Origin of the sequence: Kribbella monticola (genome assembly GCF_003261635.1) — a bacterium.
Classification (GTDB): Bacteria; Actinomycetota; Actinomycetes; order Propionibacteriales; family Kribbellaceae; genus Kribbella; species Kribbella monticola.
The window spans coordinates 571,953-588,975 of record NZ_QFXK01000035.1 but is presented as its reverse complement, the minus strand read 5'-3'; the positions used below and the strand labels follow the sequence as shown (position 1 = coordinate 588,975).

General features: G+C 69.3%; 16 protein-coding genes. 6 read left to right on the top strand and 10 right to left on the bottom strand.

The window, feature by feature from the left end:
- The first annotated feature begins 38 nt into the window (after positions 1 to 38).
- Positions 39 to 779, top strand: coding sequence for a hypothetical protein (locus DIZ26_RS28820; RefSeq protein WP_232828661.1), 741 nt, complete (start codon positions 39 to 41; stop codon positions 777 to 779).
- Positions 780 to 809: 30 nt separating this feature from the next.
- On the opposite strand, the gene DIZ26_RS28815 is transcribed toward DIZ26_RS28820, so the two are convergent.
- Complete coding sequence (locus DIZ26_RS28815) at positions 810 to 2,045, bottom strand: MFS transporter (protein WP_112247061.1); 1,236 nt, start codon at positions 2,043 to 2,045, stop codon at positions 810 to 812.
- 27 nt (positions 2,046 to 2,072) lie between these two features.
- Positions 2,073 to 2,801, bottom strand: coding sequence for an SDR family NAD(P)-dependent oxidoreductase (locus DIZ26_RS28810; protein WP_112247229.1), 729 nt, complete (start codon positions 2,799 to 2,801; stop codon positions 2,073 to 2,075).
- A 101-nt stretch (positions 2,802 to 2,902) separates the two neighbouring features.
- On the opposite strand from DIZ26_RS28810, the gene DIZ26_RS28805 reads away from it, so the two are divergent.
- A complete protein-coding gene (locus DIZ26_RS28805) occupies positions 2,903 to 3,739 on the top strand; it encodes a helix-turn-helix transcriptional regulator (RefSeq protein WP_112247059.1) in 837 nt (278 codons plus the stop codon).
- A gap of 78 nt (positions 3,740 to 3,817) precedes the next feature.
- Here DIZ26_RS28805 and DIZ26_RS28800 read toward each other — a convergent pair whose 3' ends face one another.
- Both DIZ26_RS28800 and DIZ26_RS28795 read right to left on the bottom strand, forming a co-directional pair.
- On the bottom strand, positions 3,818 to 5,620 hold the full coding sequence (locus DIZ26_RS28800) for a DEAD/DEAH box helicase (RefSeq protein WP_112247057.1): 1,803 nt from the start codon (positions 5,618 to 5,620) through the stop codon (positions 3,818 to 3,820).
- A 59-nt stretch (positions 5,621 to 5,679) separates the two neighbouring features.
- A complete protein-coding gene (locus DIZ26_RS28795; protein WP_198676318.1) occupies positions 5,680 to 7,509 on the bottom strand; it encodes a right-handed parallel beta-helix repeat-containing protein in 1,830 nt (609 codons plus the stop codon).
- A 130-nt stretch (positions 7,510 to 7,639) separates the two neighbouring features.
- Here DIZ26_RS28795 and DIZ26_RS28790 point away from each other — a divergent pair, with 130 nt between their 5' ends.
- From DIZ26_RS28790 to DIZ26_RS28780, 3 genes are all read left to right on the top strand, one after another.
- Complete coding sequence (locus tag DIZ26_RS28790) at positions 7,640 to 8,758, top strand: sensor histidine kinase (RefSeq protein WP_157979840.1); 1,119 nt, start codon at positions 7,640 to 7,642, stop codon at positions 8,756 to 8,758.
- A complete protein-coding gene (locus DIZ26_RS28785; RefSeq protein WP_112247053.1) occupies positions 8,755 to 9,396 on the top strand; it encodes a response regulator in 642 nt (213 codons plus the stop codon). Before DIZ26_RS28790 ends, DIZ26_RS28785 begins: the two co-directional genes overlap by 4 nt.
- Before the next feature lie 86 nt (positions 9,397 to 9,482).
- A complete protein-coding gene (locus tag DIZ26_RS28780; protein WP_112247051.1) occupies positions 9,483 to 9,755 on the top strand; it encodes a DUF3039 domain-containing protein in 273 nt (90 codons plus the stop codon).
- Between the two features lie 25 nt (positions 9,756 to 9,780).
- Here DIZ26_RS28780 and DIZ26_RS28775 read toward each other — a convergent pair whose 3' ends face one another.
- Genes DIZ26_RS28775 through DIZ26_RS28765 form a run of 3 tightly spaced genes read right to left on the bottom strand, consistent with a single transcriptional unit; the run spans position 9,781 to position 12,145 of the window.
- On the bottom strand, positions 9,781 to 10,338 hold the full coding sequence (locus DIZ26_RS28775; protein ID WP_112247049.1) for a YqgE/AlgH family protein: 558 nt from the start codon (positions 10,336 to 10,338) through the stop codon (positions 9,781 to 9,783).
- On the bottom strand, positions 10,335 to 10,709 hold the full coding sequence (locus tag DIZ26_RS28770; RefSeq protein ID WP_232828660.1) for a VanZ family protein: 375 nt from the start codon (positions 10,707 to 10,709) through the stop codon (positions 10,335 to 10,337). The genes DIZ26_RS28775 and DIZ26_RS28770 overlap by 4 nt, the downstream gene beginning before the upstream one ends.
- Positions 10,710 to 10,714: 5 nt before the next feature.
- Entirely contained in the window at positions 10,715 to 12,145 is a 1,431-nt protein-coding gene (locus tag DIZ26_RS28765; protein ID WP_112247223.1) for an NAD-dependent malic enzyme, read from the bottom strand.
- 119 nt (positions 12,146 to 12,264) lie between these two features.
- Here DIZ26_RS28765 and DIZ26_RS28760 point away from each other — a divergent pair, with 119 nt between their 5' ends.
- Positions 12,265 to 13,257, top strand: coding sequence for a LacI family DNA-binding transcriptional regulator (locus DIZ26_RS28760; protein WP_112247047.1), 993 nt, complete (start codon positions 12,265 to 12,267; stop codon positions 13,255 to 13,257).
- 75 nt (positions 13,258 to 13,332) lie between these two features.
- On the opposite strand, the gene DIZ26_RS28755 is transcribed toward DIZ26_RS28760, so the two are convergent.
- Genes DIZ26_RS28755 through DIZ26_RS28745 form a run of 3 tightly spaced genes read right to left on the bottom strand, consistent with a single transcriptional unit; the run spans position 13,333 to position 16,965 of the window.
- A complete protein-coding gene (locus tag DIZ26_RS28755) occupies positions 13,333 to 14,340 on the bottom strand; it encodes a substrate-binding domain-containing protein (protein WP_112247045.1) in 1,008 nt (335 codons plus the stop codon).
- 10 nt (positions 14,341 to 14,350) lie between these two features.
- A complete protein-coding gene (locus DIZ26_RS28750; protein WP_232828659.1) occupies positions 14,351 to 15,412 on the bottom strand; it encodes an ABC transporter permease in 1,062 nt (353 codons plus the stop codon).
- Positions 15,409 to 16,965, bottom strand: a complete 1,557-nt coding sequence (locus DIZ26_RS28745; protein WP_112247043.1) for a sugar ABC transporter ATP-binding protein — start codon at positions 16,963 to 16,965, stop codon at positions 15,409 to 15,411. The genes DIZ26_RS28750 and DIZ26_RS28745 overlap by 4 nt, the downstream gene beginning before the upstream one ends.
- Between the last annotated feature and the right edge of the window lie 58 nt (positions 16,966 to 17,023).

The following is a 17,023-nucleotide window of genomic DNA, read 5'->3' as shown; positions in this document are numbered from 1 at the left end:
TTTTCGGCCGCGGCCCGATGGCCCCGTATCTTGCTGCCGTGCGAAATTACTGGACGCTCCTCCCCGCCATCGCGGTCTGTGTCGTCCTGATTGCGATTTATGCCATCCCGACGCTGATCAACCCGCAGTGGACGAGCAACGTGCTGGGGCTGTTCCGGCAGCAGCCGGCCGGCGACGGCGAGGCGGCCGAGGAGCCGGCCCGGCTCGGCCCGCAGCAGCTGCAGGCCCGCCGGATGCTCGCGGGCGCCCTGATCATCGGCGCGCTCGCGCTGATCGGGTTCAACGTCTCGCTGAACCGCGAGGCGAACGGCTGCTACATCGCCGCCAAGGCCTGGGGCGCCTTCGACGACAAGACCCAGACCGCGGACCCGTGTATCGACATGATCTACGGCAACTTCATCGGTGACGGCTCGGGCGAGGTGCTGGAGAAGAAGCAGCAGCCGCTGCCGGCGTACCAGTTGGTGCACGGCAAGAAACCGAAGTATCTGAAGTGGATTCAGAACAGGCCCTCGTACGACGACACCGATCTGCTCATCGGGGTGCCGGGCAGCTGCGGATCGGACGTGAACGTGGCCCAGGAGGACACCAAGATCACCGTCGTCCTGGACGCGCTCGAACCGTGTCCGGCCGAGAACGACATCTCGCTGCTGCCGATCGAGCTGAAGAAGCCGCTCGGCGACCGCAAGATCGTCACCGTCGGCGACCAGCCGATGCGCGAGATCAACCCGGACATGGACTCCTGGTGGACCGTGGTCAAGAAGCTGGCCACCGGCGGCTGACGGTCAGCGCAGCGCCCGCACCTCGGAGTCTCAGCGCAGCGCACGCACCTCGGAGTCGTAGTCGCGGAAGGGCTTGTTCCAGGCGAGCAGGACGAACAGCCCCGTGATGCAGACGCCCGCGCCCGCCAGCAGCGCGATCGTGGGAGTGGTGAGCGAGGCCGTCGTACCGGCGACGAAGTCCCCGAGCCTCGGCCCACCTGCGACCACCACGATGAACACCCCCTGCAGCCGCCCGCGCATCGCGTCCGGCGCGGCCGACTGCAGCACGGTGTTCCGGTACGCCGAACTGACCATGTCGGCCGCACCCGACGTCGCCAGCAGCGCCACTCCGAGCCAGACCGTGCGGGACAAGCCGAAGAGGCCGACCGCCGCGGCGTACACGGTGATCGCCGCCACGATCGCCACGCCCTGCCGACGGACCCGGCTGACCCAGCCCGAGAACAGCACTCCCACCAGCGCGCCCAGTGCCGGCGACGCCTGCAGCAAACCGACCGTCCGTACTCCGCCGGCGAAGAACCCGCCTGCCACAGCGGGGAACAGCGCCCGCGGCTGGGCGAACACCATCGCCAGGATGTCCGCCACGAAGGTGGCCAGCAGAGCCGGCGCCGCCCTGAGGAAGGTGAAGCCTTCCAGGACAGAGCGCAGCCCGGCTCGGCGTACTTCGCCGGTCGGCGGCACGGCCGGAAGGCGGAACAGCGCGTACAGGGCTGCGGTGAAGGTGATGACGTCGACCAGGTAGGCGGCGCCGAACCCCTGCCACGCGATCACGACCGCCCCGAGCAGCGGGCCGGCGGTGAACCCGAGGTTGAAGGCCGCCTGGCTCAACGTGTTCGCGGCCGGCAGCAGCGCGGGCCGGATCAGACGCGGGATGATCGCGGAGCGCGCCGGGTTGTTCACCGCGAAGCAGGCGGATTGGGCTGCGACCACGGCGTACAGGACGCCTACGCGGTTCCAGTGCAGCACCGACTGGGCCACGAGCAGCATCGAGAGCAACCACAGGCCGCTGGACGAGACGAGGGCCAGCGTACGGCGGTCGACGGCGTCGGCCATCGCACCGCCGTACAGGCCGAAGACGATCAGCGGGACCAGCGAGCAGAGCCCGACCAGGCCGACCGCGAAGGTCGAGTGCGACAGGGCGTACACCTGGATCGACACGGTCACCGCGGTCATCTGCTGCCCGAGCTGCGACACCGTCGACCCGATCCACAACCGCCGGAAATCTGCCGACTCCTTGAGCGGACGGATATCGGTCAACAGACGAGCCACGCTCTTGAACTTATGTCACGACCTGATTCACCAGGGCAGGCGGCCGTCTTCGTTGTGGAGTTCGCCGGTGGGGCCGTCCGCGGGGAGGGTGGCAAGGCGGACTGCGACGGCGGCGCCTTGGGCCGGCGTCCGTGCAGTGTCGAGGCCGCCCATCTCGGTGGCGCACTTGCCGGGGTCGGCGGCGTTGACCAGGATGCCGGTGCCGCGGAGTTCGTTGGCGAGCATGACCGTGACCATGTTCACCGCGACCTTGGACGAGTTGTAGCCGAGCATGCGGACCGTGGAGGCTCGCGCGGCAGGATCGCCGACGCGGGTCAGCGAGGAGAGCTCGGTGGAGAGGTTCACGATCCTGGCCCGGTCCGCTTTCCGCAGCAGCGGAAGCATCGCCTGGGTCGTCGCGACCAGGCCGACGACGTTGGTCTCGTAGCCGCGCCGCAGTACGTCGAGGCCGATCTCGGAAGCGGCCGTGTCGCCCTCGGCGATGATCGCCGCGTTGTTCACCAGGACGTCGAGTCGCCCGTACGCTCGCTCGATCTCCGCGGCGGCCGCGCGGATCGAGCTCTCGTCGGTCACCTCCAGCTCGGCGACTGTCGCATCGATGCCATCGGCAACCAGTTCCTTGACGACCGCCTGGCCGCGCGCGAGGTCTCGCGATCCGACCAGCACGGTGTAGTCGAGTTCGCCCAGCTGCTGGACGATCTGCCGGCCGATTCCCTTGGTGGCGCCCGTGACGAGCGCAATCTTGTCGGTGTTCATGTGCTCCAGGTTCGCCGCGATCACGAGGCGTTGGCAGAGCGAGCCGATCCAGGGACCGGGAGTCCCTGGTTGCGGTCCGGGCCGGCTGAGATCCTGAAGACGTGGACAGACCTCAGCTCGCGGAATTCCTGCGCACCCGGCGGGACCGGTTGCGCCCGGAGGACGTCGGGTTGCCCGCGGGACTGCGTCGCCGTACGCCGGGATTGCGGCGCGAGGAGGTCGCGAGTCTGGCGACGATGTCCACCGACTACTACACGCGACTAGAGCAGGGCCGCGGCCCGCGACCGTCCCGGCCGGTGCTGAGCGGACTCGCCCGGGCGTTGCGGCTGTCCGACGACGAGCGCGACCACCTCTTCCGGCTGGCCGGTGAGCAACCCGGTCCCCCACCCGGTCCGCCCGCCGACGTGCGGTCCGGCGTACTGCGGATGTTGGCGCGCCTCGATGTCCCCGGGCTGGTCCTCGACGCGAAGTACGACGTCCTTGCGTGGAACCCGTTGGCGGCCGCGCTCATCACCGACTTCAGCGCCCTTCGGCCTCGCGAGCGGAATCTGCTGCGGCTGCGGTTCCTCAGCGGGACCACGCAGCGGTTCGGGGCGGCGGCGACCGAGCAGTTCGCCCGGGAGGCGGCGGCCGATCTGCGCGCGGCAACCGCGAAGTACCCGGAGGACCGGTCGATCGGGGCGCTGGTGCAGGACCTGCTCGCCGGGAGCGAGGAGTTCGCCGGGTTGTGGGCGCGGCACGAGGTCGGCACGCAACAGCGGATGTGCCAGACGATCCATCACCCGGTCGTCGGCCGGATCGACGTGACCTGCGAGATCCTCGTGATCCCCGAGCGCGACCAGCGCGTCGTGCTCTACACCGCCGAGCCCGACTCGCCTTCCGACCAGGCCCTGCGACTTCTCGACGTCGTCGGCACGCAGTCGCTCACGCCGTCCTGAGCCGTCGTCGAGGAGCTCCTCCGGAGCGGTTTCCCCCGGTGGTGGCGCAACAACCGGACCGGCGTGACCAGGCCCAGGTCAGGCTCTGCGTTGGGTGGCCCAGTCGCGGATGAGCTCGATGCGTTCGCGGAGCTGGGTCGACGAGGCGTGCGCGGCGGCGGGGCCGCCGAGCTTGCGGCGGAGGTCGTTGTGGATGACGCCGTGCGGCTGGCCGGTGCGGTGGTGCCACGCCGCGACGAGACCGTTCAGCTCGCGACGGAGCAGGGAGACCTGCTCGTGGGTCGCGAGCTCGGTCGGGGTCGGGTCGTCGCTGTCCGGACCGCTGGCGCGCTTGGTGCGCTTCTGGGCCGCGATCGACTTGGCCTGGCGTTTGCGAAGCAGTTCGCGGACCTGATCCGGTTCGAGCAGTCCGGGCAGCCCGAGGAAGTCGAGCTCCTCGTCCGAGCCCAGATCACCACCGGTGCCGTAGTCGCCGCCGTCGAACACCACCCGGTCGAAGCTCGCGTCCGACCCGAGCGCCTCGAACTTCGCCTCCAGGTCGTCGCTGGCACCCTCGGCCTGGTTGGCCTGGGCGATCAGGTTGTCCTCGAGGGCGAAGATGTCGCCGTCCTCGTTGCTGTTCTTCCGGCCCAGCACGTGGTCGCGCTCGACCTCCATCTCGGCGGCGAAGCTCAGCAACCGCGTCACCGACGGCACGAAGACCGACGCCGTCTCGCCGCGCTTACGGGCCCGGACGAACCGGCCGACCGCCTGCGCGAAGAACAGCGGCGTCGAGGTCGGCGTCGCGTAGACCCCGACCGCCAGCCGCGGTACGTCGACGCCCTCACTCACCATCCGGACCGCGACCATCCACCGCTGGTTCCCCTCGGAGAACGCGGCGATCTTCTTGCTCGCCGCCTTCTCGTCGGACAGCACCACGGTCGGCGCCTCGCCGGTCAGCTCCCGCAGCACCTTCGCGTACGCGCGAGCGTTGTTCTGATCACCCGAGATGACCAGCGCGCCGGCGTCCGGCATGTGCCGCCGTACTTCGGTCAGCCGCTTGTCCGCGGCCGACAGCACCGCAGGCATCCACTCGCCAGTCGGATCGAGCGCTGTCCGCAACGCCTGCGCGGTCAGGTCCTTGGTCAGCGGCTCACCCAACCGGGCAGCCACCTCGTCACCTGCCTTGGTCCGCCAGCGCATCTCCCCGGAGTACGACATGAAGATGACCGGCCGTACGACGTGGTCGCGCAGCGCGTGCCCGTAGCCGTAGGTGTAGTCCGCCTTGCTCCGGGCGACGCCGTCGTGGCCGTGCTCGTAGGTGACGAACGGGATCGGGTTGTCGTCGCTGCGGAACGGCGTACCGGTCAGGGCCAGCCGGCGGGTGGCCGGCTCGAACGCCTCTCGCACGCCCTCGCCCCAGCTGAGCGCGTCACCACCGTGGTGCACCTCGTCGAGGATGACCAGCGTGCGGAACTTCTCCGTCCGGACCCGGAAGGCCAGTGGGTTCACCGCGACACCGGCGTACGTGACCGCGACGCCCTGGAAGTCCTTGTTCGTCCGCCCGCGCCGGCCCGCGAAAGCGGGGTCGATCGCGATCCCGGCCCGGTCGGCCGCGTCCGCCCACTGGACCTTGAGGTGCTCGGTCGGTGTCACCACGGTGATCCGCTCGATCAGCCGGCGCTGCAGCAGCTCGGCCGCGACGGTCAGCGCGAACGTGGTCTTACCCGCCCCCGGCGTCGCGACCGCGAGAAAATCCTTCGGCTGCTTGTCGAGGTAGAGCTTGAGCGCCTCCGCCTGCCACGCCCGCAACTTGCTCGCAGTACCCCAAGCAGCGCGGTCCGGGTAGGCCGGAGGTAGCACGGCGGGTGGTGCTGGCACGTGCGAATCCACGGACGGCATACTCCCCCGATAGTCGACTGTCGGCCGTGCAGGAACGTTACCCGACAACCCCGCCAAAATCAGATCGGCCCCGCGGCCGCGGCGATCCGGGCGCAGGCGGGAATCCTGGCGCACTCGAGAGCGGGGCGGTCCGGAGACAGCAGCCGATTGTGCTCGAAAGTCAGGTGTTGCGGGTCGCCGCAGTCGTCGGCAGCGGCGGTCGGCCAGGTCCCCGGGTAGGCACGGCGAGCGATGCCTTCCGGGACGTGATCGTCCCAGAAGTTGCCGCGGAACCGGAGGTCACGCAGATACGGATTGGCACAGCCGCCGATCGAGCCCGGGTACCCGTGCACCACGTTGCGGTCCACCGTGACGTACTCGCTCGTGTCGTCGGTGTAGATCCCGAGGTCGAAGTTGTGGGTGCCCGCATCGGTGACCACGTTCCCGCGGACCAGAGCGCCGTCGGCGTACCCGTCGCCCTGTTTGCCGCGCAGGTAGATCCCGCCGCCGTCCTCGATCACCTGGTTGGTCGCGAAGACCCGGTTGGCCAGGATCCTCGTCCGGTGGGAACTGCCGCCGTCCTCCCCGGGTGGCCCGACCAGGATTCCGGTGTACGGAACGTTGTCGACCTGGTTGTGCTCGATCGTCGTGTCGTCGCCGGTGACCAGCCAGATCCCCGACGCACCGCGGTACTCGACCCCGGTCCGGTGGACCCGGTTGCGCCGCAGTACGACGTTTCGGCTGATCCCGGTCCGGTCGGGCAGGACCGCGCCCAGGACCACACCGCCGTCCGAGACATCGGTGAACAGATTGGCCTCGACGACCGCGTCCCGTACGCCGCGGGACAGCTCCAGGGCCTGGCCGCCGAGCCGCCGGAACGTGTTCCCGGACAGCATGATGCGCCGGCTACCGCGGAAGGCGACGTTACCGGGGACCGTGAGCCAGCCGTCGACCCCGGGCCGCTGATAGTTGCTCCAGGCCGACACGAAACCGGCCGGTTCACTCGGCGCCAACCAGGTGGCATCGGCGAAAGTCAGGCCGCGGAACGCCACGTCGTGCGTGTGCGCGTCCCCCTCGACGAGAGTCTGGAGGACGGGCGCCACCACCTCGGCCTTCCGCACGTCCTCGCCGGGCAGCGGGTGGTACAGGAGTTTGTCCCGCCGACTGTCGAGGTACCAGGCTCCCGGCTTGGTCAGGAAGCTCGGACTGTTGTCGATCGCGGTCGGAGCAGGCAGCGGTTCCCCGTCAGCGCCGTAGAGCTTGCGGGCCAGAGACCAGCAGGGCTGGTCCATCGTGATCACCGTCTTGCCGTGCGCCCGGCGGATCGAGTCCACGCCACACCGCGCGTCGACCCAGAAAGGGAACGTGTAGGCGAACTCGATGTCGGCCGGCCGCGACCAGCCGGCCGGAACGGGACTGGCCAGGACATACCCGGTGTCCGTAGCGGTCACCTCGCCGGGCAAGCCGGCACCGAGCGGCGCCCGCGGTGCGCGGCGGCCATCGACGTACAGCTGTCTGGTTTGGATTCCGCCCGCGGGCGCCTCCCAGATGCCACTGGGCGTCTCGGTCCAGCCGGTGATCACCCGGCCACCACTCAGGACGACTTCCTCCTGTCTGGGAGTGCCGTAACCGAAGGCTTCGTACGTGGCGGACGAGGCCGGCTTCAAGGTGGCGCTCAGCCGGTACGTGCCGCCCCGCAGGTCGATCACCAACGGCCGGCCGGTTCGAGCCTCCCGCTGCGCCCGCTCGATGGTCCGGAACGGCCGGGTCGTCGTGCCCGGGTTGGTGTCGTCACCCCACAGCGCGACGATGACGCGATGGGCGGCGGGTGGAGTGGCAGTAGCTGCCGTCATGGGCAGCGCAGCCATCAAGGCCAGCGAAATGCCGAGAGTTGCGAGTTGTCGTCTCATGTCCGCCAGCCTCTTGCCGCTGGCGCGAGCTGCCATCGGCCGGAGGATGACGGAGGCCTGCTACTTAAGTGACATTGCGCCCGCCCCAGAGGACGATTGCCGTCGGCCGTTCCGGGCCTACGCTCGCTTCATGGACACCGAGCCGTGGCACGAGCGGGCCGTCCCGCTCGTCCTAGGGGCCGGGATCGCCGGGTTCGTGGTGGTCGACTACGGCTGGTCCCCCGGCATCGGGCTCGCCGCGCTCGTCGCAGGGGTGACCGCTGCTCTTGCGCGCCGGACGATCTGGCCGCTGCTGGTGGCCGCCGCGGCCGGAACGCTGGTCTTCTCGGTCTGGCCGCTGGTCATCGTCGCTTGCTACTACGTCGCACTGAAATCGCCGCAGGCGACTCGTGTGATCGCTACCGCCCTGACCGCGTACGCCGCGCTGGCCGGGCTTCCCGTCGTACTCGATGCCCTGGGCAACGATCTGCCACTGGAGGGAGACTCGGTTCCGGCGTCGCAACTGGTGATCCTCGCGGCCGTTGTCGTCGCGCTGCCGACGATGGCCGGTTTGTGGGTCCGAGCGAGGCGACAGCTTGCGGCGGGCCTCGTGGAGCAGGCGGCTCAGCGGGAGCGGGAGCGGCGGGCCCTGGCCGCCCGGGCAAGCGCAGCCGAACGGGCCGGGCTGGCTCGCGAGATGCATGACGTCGTCGCCCATAAGGTCGCGCTGATGGTGGTTCACGCCGGCGCTTTGGAAGTGCAGCCGCCCGACCGTACGACCGCCGAGGCGGCCGCCTTGATCAGGTCCACCGGCCGTGAAGCCCTGGCCGGCCTTCGCGAGGTCGTCGAGGTACTGCGAACTCCGAACGAAACCGCCGCCGTGCTCGGTCCGCCGCCGTCGCTGGTCGACCTGGACTCGCTCCTGGAGTCGTCCCGGGCAACAGGGTTGGTGGTCAGGCGGTATGACCTCGGCGAGCCGGTGCAGGTGCCCGACACGTCCCAGCGCGTCCTGTACCGCGTGACCCAGGAGGCGCTCACCAACGTCCACAAACATGCGCCCGGCGCCGAGGTCGAGGTCACCCTGGGCTATCACAAGTACGCCGTTGAGGTCGTCATCTCGAACACGGGCGGTACATCGGCGAGCGCGGGCACCAGTACGGGGTACGGCTTGCTGGGTCTGCGGGAGCGGGTCGCGCTGGTCGGCGGCGTACTGACCGCGGGGCCGGCCGGCGACGGGTTCGTCGTGCGCGCCCGGGTGCCGCTGCGATGATCCGGCTGGTGCTGGCCGATGACGAACACCTGATCCGGTCCGGGCTACGGCGGATTCTCGAGGCGGCCCCGGACCTCAGTGTGGTTGCGGAGGCCGCCGACGGGGACGAGGCGGTCGCGGCCGTCCGCAGGCACCGTCCGGACGTGATCCTGCTCGACGTCCGGATGCCCCGCCTCGACGGGTTGGCCGCGGCCGCCCGGATCACCGCGGAACCTGACCCGCCCAAGGTGGTCATGCTGACCACGTACGACCTCGACGAATACGTCCACCGGGCGCTGCGCGTCGGCGCGGTCGGCTTCCTGCTGAAGGACACCCCGCCGACCGAACTCGCCGCCGCCGTCCGCGTGGTCCACGACGGCCAGGCGATGCTCGCTCCCGCGGTGACCCGCCGGCTGCTGGACGAGTTCGCCGAACGGACCGATTCCGCGCAGGCCCGCCGTCGCCTCTGTGTGGTGACCGACCGTGAACTGGAGGTACTGAAAGCGGTCGGTCACGGCCTGTCGAACGCCGAGATCGGCCGCGAGCTCGGCATGCGCGAGACCACCGTCAAGGCGCACGTCAGCCGCGCCCTGGCCAAGCTCGGACTCACCAACCGGGTCCAGGCCGCCCTGCTCGTCCGCGACGCCCGGCTCGACTGATCGCCGGGCAGCACCGGTGATCGCCTTGTGATCGCCTGGGGAGAAACTTCGGGAGTCGGGCGCGCGGGCCGCCTACACTCGGGGGCATGAGTACTCAGTTGAGCCCCGGCGCGGAGACGGTCGTCGACGAGCGCACCAAGCCGCAGTTGGACGAGGGCGATCACGAGCGGTTCTCGCACTACGTGCCGAAGGACAAGCTGACCGAGGCGATGGTGATGGGCACCCCGGTGGTCGCCCTGTGCGGCAAGGTGTGGGTGCCGAGCCGCGACCCGCAGCGGTTCCCGGTCTGCCCGGAGTGCAAGGAGATCTGGGATTCGCTCAACCCCGACGACGAGGGTGGCGACGGCGGCGAGGAGTAGCCGACGGACGGCGTACGCGGACGGCTCAGTTCTGGGTCGGGTCGTCCGGGTACGTCGCGAGGTAGGCCATCTGGTCGCGCTGGCGGTGCAGGACGCGCCGCCACAACCCCTCGGGTTGCAGGCTGAACACGTCGTCGGGCTCGGACGGTACGACGTACCAGGCACCCTCGGTGATCTCGCCCTCCAGCTGACCACTGCTCCAGCCCGCGTACCCGGCGAAGATCCGCATCCGCTGGATCGCCCCTTCGAGCAGCGCCGGCGGGACGTCGAGGTCGATCAGGCCGATCCGGCCGAAGCACTCCCGCCAGCCCGGCGGGTCGGCGGACTCGATCACCTCGGCGACCGCGAGCGCGCTGTCGGTGCCGACCGGACCGCCCATGAACAGCACGCCCGGCTCGGTCACGGTCTTCGACCAGTCGGACAGCACGCGCTCGACCTCCAGGTCGGCGGCGCGGTTCACCACCACCCCGAGTGCGCCGTCCTCGTCGTGATCCAGCAGCAGGATCACCGAGCGGCGGAAGGGCGGCTCGTCGAGCAACGGTGTCGCTATCAGCAGCGAACCGGTCAGGGTCGAGGCCGTCATGGTTCCATCATGTCGTGCTCGGCAACCTTTTTGGACCGCAGGAGCCGGAAGCCGAGCCAGGCGCCCAGCGCGACGCCGATCAGATCGGCCACCGAGTCGAGCGGATCACCACTGCGATCCGGCAGCAGAAAGTGCTGGATCAGCTCGCTGACCACGGCATTCGCGACCAGTGCTCCGAGCAGCCAGCGGGGCGGCACCCCGACGCGCAGGCCGAGGAAGGCGACGGAACCGAACAGGAACAGGTGGGCGAGCTTGTCGGCCTCCGGGAACGTGACCTGAGGACCGGCCTGCTCCGGCGAGTACACGCCGTACAGGTGGAGCAGGCAGGCCAGCACGAAGCCGACCCGCCACAAGAGTTCTGCCCGGCCCACCCGCATTACAGCGCAGGCGAGTCGTCCGGGAACTGCTCGGCCGCCGGAGCCTTGCCCCCGGCGGCGTCCCGTACGGCGTGGGCCACCATCGTGTGCACCTCCGGGTGGAACACGCTCGGCACGATGTAGTCCGCGTTCAGCTCGTCGTCGGTGACGACGCCGGCCAGCGCCTTGGCTGCCGCGAGCTCCATCTCGATCGAGACCTTGGACGACTGCGCGTCCAGCAGGCCCCGGAAGACACCGGGGAAGACCAGAACGTTGTTGATCTGGTTCGGGAAGTCGCTCCGGCCGGTCGCGACGACGGCCGCGTGCTCGTGCGCGGCGGCCGCATCGACCTCGGGGTCGGGGTTGGCCAGCGCGAAGACGATCGAGTTCTCGTTCATGGTCGCGATGTCGTCGCCGTTGAGGATGTTCGGCGCGGACACCCCGATGAACACGTCGGCTCCGTTGAGCGCACCCTTCAGATCCCCGCTGTACTTCGCGATGTTGGTGTTCTCCGCGATCCAGCGCAGCTCCGGCGACAACCCGTCGCGCTCGAGGTGGATGACGCCGGCGACGTCGGCCACGATCGTGTCCTTCACCCCGGCCGCGATCAGCAACTTGAGGATCGCCGTACCGGCCGCGCCCGCACCCGACAGCACGATCCGGACCTCGCTGATGTCCTTGCCGACCACCCGCAACGCGTTGAACAACGCGGCCAGGACGACGATCGCCGTACCGTGCTGGTCGTCGTGGAAGACCGGGATGTCGAGCTCCTCGCGCAGCCGGGCCTCGATCTCGAAGCAGCGCGGCGCGGAGATGTCCTCCAGGTTGATGCCCGCGAAACCGGGGGCGATCGCCTTCACGATCTGCACGATCGCGTCCGGGTCCTGGGTGTCCAGGCACAGCGGCCAGGCGTCGATCCCGGCGAACCGCTTGAACAGCGCGGCCTTGCCCTCCATCACCGGCAGCGCGGCCTTCGGGCCGATGTTGCCCAGACCGAGCACGGCGGAACCGTCGGTGACCACCGCGACGCTGTTGCGCTTGATCGTCAGCCGCCGCGCGTCGTCGGGGTTGGCCGCGATCGCGAGGCATACCCGGGCGACACCCGGGGTGTAGATCATCGAGAGGTCGTCGCGGTTGCGGATCGGGTGCTTGGCCTCCATCGAGATCTTGCCGCCGAGGTGCATCAGGAAGGTCCGGTCGGAGACCCGGCCGATCTCGACGCCGGGCACCGCGCGCATCGCCTCGACCAGCCGGCCGGCGTGCTCGGTGTCCGCGGCCGCACAGGTCACGTCGATCCGGAGCCGCTCGTGGCCGGACGCGGTCACGTCGAGCGCGGTGACCAGGCCGCCGGCCTGCTCGACCGCGGTCGTCAGTTTGCTCACCGTCGAGCCACCGGCAGGGACCTCGAGGCGGACGGTGATGGAGTACGAAACACTCGGCAAGGCAGTCACGCCCGCGATCTTCTCACGTCCGCACCGGCCGCCGGGGGTTCCGTACGTTGCGTCCACGCGCGGTCGCTGGGTAATCCATTACCCGCCCGCTAGGGTGACCCCAGGCGAAGGGAGGCGCGGTGGCACGGATCAGCGATGTCGCGGCCCGGGCAGGGGTTTCGACGGCCACCGTGTCACGGGCTCTGAACGGCAAGTCCACGGTCGACCGCGAACTGGTCGCGAGGGTGCAGAAGGCCGCCGACGAACTCGGCTACCAACCGAACGGCCCGGCCCGGAACCTGCGCCGTCAAGAGGCCGCCGTGGTCGCGCTGATCATCTCCGACGTGGAGAACCCGTTCTTCACCGCGATCGCCCGCGGCGTCGAGGACGTCGCGCACGAGGTCGGCTACTCGGTGGTCCTCTGCAACTCCGACGAGAGCGCCGAGAAGGAGAACCGCTACATCGACATCGCGATCCAGGAGCGTGTCGCCGGCGTCATCCTCTCCCCCACCGCGACGACATCGTCGGTCGGCAAGCTGGCGGACCGTGGTACGCCGTTCGTCGCCGTCGACCGGCCGCTGCCCTCCCAGGAGAGCGACCTCGTCCTCGTCGACACTCGCGTCGCCGCTCGCCAGGCCACCGCCCACCTCGTTGCCCAGGGCTACGAACGCATCGGGTGCATCACCGGGCCATCCGGAGTCCGTACGGCCGACGACCGGCTCGCGGGCTACCGGGATGCGCTCAAGTCCGCGAAGCGGCGCAGTACGACGAAGCTGGTACGCCGCACGGAGTACAAGGCAACCGGCGCCCACCGCGCCGCCGTCGAATTGCTCGGCCAGCCGGAGCCGCCCGATGCGCTGCTGATCGCCAACAGCGCCATGGCAGTCGGCGTACTGCGTGCCCTTCAAGAACACGGCATCCGCCCGGGCCACGACGTCGGCCTGGTCGCCTTCGACGACGCCCCCTGGGCCGAACTCGTAGACCCACCTCTGTCAGTCGTCGCCCAACCGGCCTACGAAATCGGCACCGTCGCTGCAAGGTTGCTCTTGGCAAGAATATCCGACAACACCCGCCCACCCACAACCACCACCCTCGGCGCACGCCTGATAGAACGCGGCAGCTCCCGCAGGTAAACCCGCCCACGCGACTCCTACGTCGCAGCAGCGGAGTGCGACGCGGGAGCTGCGTGGACGGGGTACTAGCTGGTGTCAGCCGTTCGGGTTTTCCTCGGCGTAGATCTGGGTTGCGTTGGACTTGTCGATGAGGCGGGTGTGGAGCGTTTGGGTCTTTTCGATGGTGCCGCAGTCGATCAGGAGTTTCTTGGCGGCGGCGATGGCTTCCTTGCCGTTGGTCGGGTAGGTGAAGGTGGCACTCAGGCGGCCCTGTTCGACTGCTTTGATGCCGCCGGACGGGATCGGCAGGGCGTCGATGCCGGTGAACTTCATCTCCTTCTCGCGGCCGACCGCCTTGGCGGCCAGGTACGCGCCTTCGGCCATCGGGTCGTTGTGGGAGAAGACGACGTCGATCTTCGGGTTGGCCTTCAGGAGCGCGTCCATCTGCGCCTGGCCCTTCTCCCGCAGCCAGTCGCCACTCGCGGCCGCGATCACCTTGACCTTCGGATTCTCCTTGATCCCCGCCAGGAAACCCTCGTGCCGCTCGGCTTGCGGTGTAGCGCCGGCCAGGCCCTTCAGTTCGACCACGTTGCCGCCGTTCGGCAGGAGCTTCTCGGCGATGTACTTGCCGGCCTGGGTACCGATCTCGACGTTGTCGCCGCCGATGAAGCCGGTGTACGCGTCGCCCTCGACCTTGCGGTCCAGCACCAGCACCGGGATGCCCTTGTCGTACGCCTTCTTGACCACCGCGGTCAGCGGCTTGGCCTCGTTGGGGCTGATGATCAGCAGGTCGACCTGCTGGGTGATGTAGTTCTCCACATCGGCGACCTGCTTGGCGTTGTCCTGGGCCGCGTCGGCGAACTTCACCTCGAACTGCGGCACGTCCTTCGCGGCGGCCTTGATGTCGTCGTCCATCCGCTGCCGGTACGGCTCGGCGACGTTCGCCTGGCTCATCCCGATCACATACTTGCCGTCGGCACCTTTGCACTTCTTGGAGCTGGCGGCCTGCGGGTTGTCGGACGTGCGTTCGTTGGTGGTCCCACAGCCGGCCAGCACGAGGGCAAGGACGGCCGCGGCGGCCAGGGGCAGTTTCAGGTTTCGCATGACGAGCCTTTCAGGAGGTGGGGCGGAGTCGTTGCAGCGCGGCTGCGGCGACGATCACGAGTCCCTTGATCAGCAGCTGGATGTTGGAGTCGATGTTGTTCAGGGCAAGGATGTTGTTCAGTACGCCGAGGAGCAGCGCGCCGGCCACCGTTCCCGCGACGGACCCCCTGCCGCCGGCCAGGCTGGTGCCGCCGATCACCACCGCGGCGATCGCGTCGAGTTCGTACCCCTGACCGTCGTTCGGGCTGCCCTGGTTGAGCTGGACGGCGTGCACGATCCCCGCCAGCGCCGCGAGCAGCCCGCAGATCGCGAAGACGGCGACCTTCACCCGAACCACCGGTACGCCGGACAGCCGGGCCGCCTTCTCGTTGCCACCCACGGCGTACAGATGGCGGGAGAACGCGCTCACTCGGAGAAACATCACGGCCGCGACCGCGACGACGGCGAAGATCAGCACCGGAATCGGAACCAGCCCACCGAACGTCCGCTCACCCAGGATCGCGAAGGAGTCCGGCGCCTCGTGCGGACCGTTGCCATAGGCAATCGCAATGCCTTGCCCATCGGACCAGATCCGGGCCAGTCCCCTGGCGATCTGCAACCCGGCCAACGTCACGATGAACGACTGGATTCCGATCATCGCCGTCGCGATCCCTTGCAGAGCACCGAAAACCAGCCCGACGGCAAGCACCAGTACTACGGACGGCAGGAGGCCCCAGTCGCTCTCGACCATCAGCACCGCGGACCCGACCGCCGCCAGGCCGAGCACCGCGCCGACGGACAGGTCGATCCCGCCGATCAGGATCACGAACGTCATCCCGACCGCGATGATGCCGATCTCCGAGACCGCCCGGACGACGTTCGCCAGGTTGTCCGCACTGACGAAGAGGATCGCGCCGTCGCGCCGGGGCGAAAAGATGATCGCGGCAACGAACACCGCCAGCAGCCCGAACACGCTCTGGAACCGGAACAGCGTCGCAACCACGCCACCAGAACTCTCCGCGATCGCCGTCGGCTCCCCGACGACCTCGACAGACCGCTCGGCGGCTACCGGCTTGTCCTGTGCGTTTGTCACTGCGGCCCTCCGACCTCTTCGAACACAGCGCTCTCTCCCATCGCGGCAGCGAGCAGATCCCCTTCGCCCGAATCCGCAGTACTGAACGAGGCCACGTCGCGACCGTCCCGCAGTACGACGACCCGGTCGCAGACGCCGACCAGTTCGGGCAGTTCCGACGACGCGAGCAGTACGCCGATGCCCTGGCCGGCCAATTCGCCCAGCAGCCGGTAGATCTCGGCCTTCGCGCCGATGTCGACGCCGCGGGTCGGTTCGTCGAGCAGCAGCAGCTTCGGCTCGGTCAGCAACATCCGCGCGAAGACGACCTTCTGCTGGTTCCCGCCCGACAAGGTGCCGACGTCGTCCTGCAGTCGGCCGAACTTCAGCCGCAGCCGGTCCGCCATCCGGATCGACGCCGCGCGCTCCAGGCGACGCGCGATCACCCCCAACCGCCCGTACGCCGGCAGGCTCGACACCACCGTGTTCGCCAGGATCGAGTGGAACAGCACCAGCCCCGAAGCTCGCCGGTCCTCGGGGACGAACCCGATCCCGTGACTCAACGCATGCCGGGGCCCGCGAGGCTGGATCTCCTTGCCCTGCAGGACGATCCGCCCCGAACGCGCCCCGCCCGGCGCCACGCCGTACAGGGTCTCGAGCAGCTCGGTCCGGCCGGCGCCGAGCAGTCCGGCGAGGCCGACGATCTCACCGGCGCGCACTGACAGGGAGATGCCGTCGGGGTCGCGCCGGCCAGGGCGGGGGCGGCGCGGCTTGATCGCGAGATTCTCGACGCGGAGCAGTTCGTCCCCCGTGGCGGTCTCGGGCGTGGTGAACATGGTTTGCACCGGGCGGCCGACCATCGCCTCGACGACCTCGGCGGTGGTGAGTTTGCGGGGGTCGAAGCTGGTGACGAACTGCCCGTTGCGCAGTACGGTCGCGCGGTCCGCGACCTGGGCGATCTCCTCCATCCGGTGCGAGATGTAGACGATGCCGACACCGCTGCGGCGCAGTTCGCGGATCACCACGAAGAGGCGCTCGACCTCGGTGGTGGTGAGCGCGGAGGTCGGCTCGTCCATGATCAGCACTCGCGCGTCGAGCGAGATCGCCTTGGCGATGGTGACGAGTTGCTGCTCGCCGACGCGCAACTCGCCGACCGGGCGGCGGGGATCGAGGTGGACGCCGCTGCGTTCGAGCAAGGCGCGGGCTTCGCGTTCCATCCGGCGGCGGTCGACCGTACGCCAGGGGGTGCGGAGCTCGCGGCCGAGGAAGATGTTGTCGGCGACCGACAGCCCGGGCACCAGGTCGAGTTCCTGGTGGATCATCGCGATCCCCCGGGCCTGCGCGTCGGTCGGGCCGGCGAAGGTGACCGGTTCGCCGTCGAGCTCGATCCGGCCGTCGTAGTCGGTGACGTCGCCGGACAGGATCTTCATCAGCGTGCTCTTGCCGGCGCCGTTCTCGCCCAGCAACGCGTGTACCTCGCCCGCACCCAGCGTGAAGTCGATCTCCCGGCAGGCGTGAACGCCGCCGTATCGCTTGCCGATCCCCGACATCCGGACCAGCGCGGCGACCTCGGCCATGACACCTCCGCGATCGGGCGAGTAATCGATTTCCCGGACGCTAGACCTGTGCTCCGCG

What these genes read in the sequence shown, in the direction of transcription:
- DIZ26_RS28755 (WP_112247045.1), bottom strand. Translation starts at nt 14,340, where the DNA reads ATGCGAAACCTGAAACTGCCCCTGGCCGCCGCGGCCGTCCTTGCCCTC.
- DIZ26_RS28800 (WP_112247057.1), bottom strand. Translation starts at nt 5,620, where the DNA reads ATGCCGTCCGTGGATTCGCACGTGCCAGCACCACCCGCCGTGCTACCT.
- DIZ26_RS28745 (WP_112247043.1), bottom strand. Translation starts at nt 16,965, where the DNA reads ATGGCCGAGGTCGCCGCGCTGGTCCGGATGTCGGGGATCGGCAAGCGA.
- DIZ26_RS28790 (WP_157979840.1), top strand. Translation starts at nt 7,640, where the DNA reads ATGGACACCGAGCCGTGGCACGAGCGGGCCGTCCCGCTCGTCCTAGGG.
- DIZ26_RS28785 (WP_112247053.1), top strand. Translation starts at nt 8,755, where the DNA reads ATGATCCGGCTGGTGCTGGCCGATGACGAACACCTGATCCGGTCCGGG.
- DIZ26_RS28775 (WP_112247049.1), bottom strand. Translation starts at nt 10,338, where the DNA reads ATGACGGCCTCGACCCTGACCGGTTCGCTGCTGATAGCGACACCGTTG.
- DIZ26_RS28780 (WP_112247051.1), top strand. Translation starts at nt 9,483, where the DNA reads ATGAGTACTCAGTTGAGCCCCGGCGCGGAGACGGTCGTCGACGAGCGC.
- DIZ26_RS28810 (WP_112247229.1), bottom strand. Translation starts at nt 2,801, where the DNA reads ATGAACACCGACAAGATTGCGCTCGTCACGGGCGCCACCAAGGGAATC.
- DIZ26_RS28795 (WP_198676318.1), bottom strand. Translation starts at nt 7,509, where the DNA reads ATGAGACGACAACTCGCAACTCTCGGCATTTCGCTGGCCTTGATGGCT.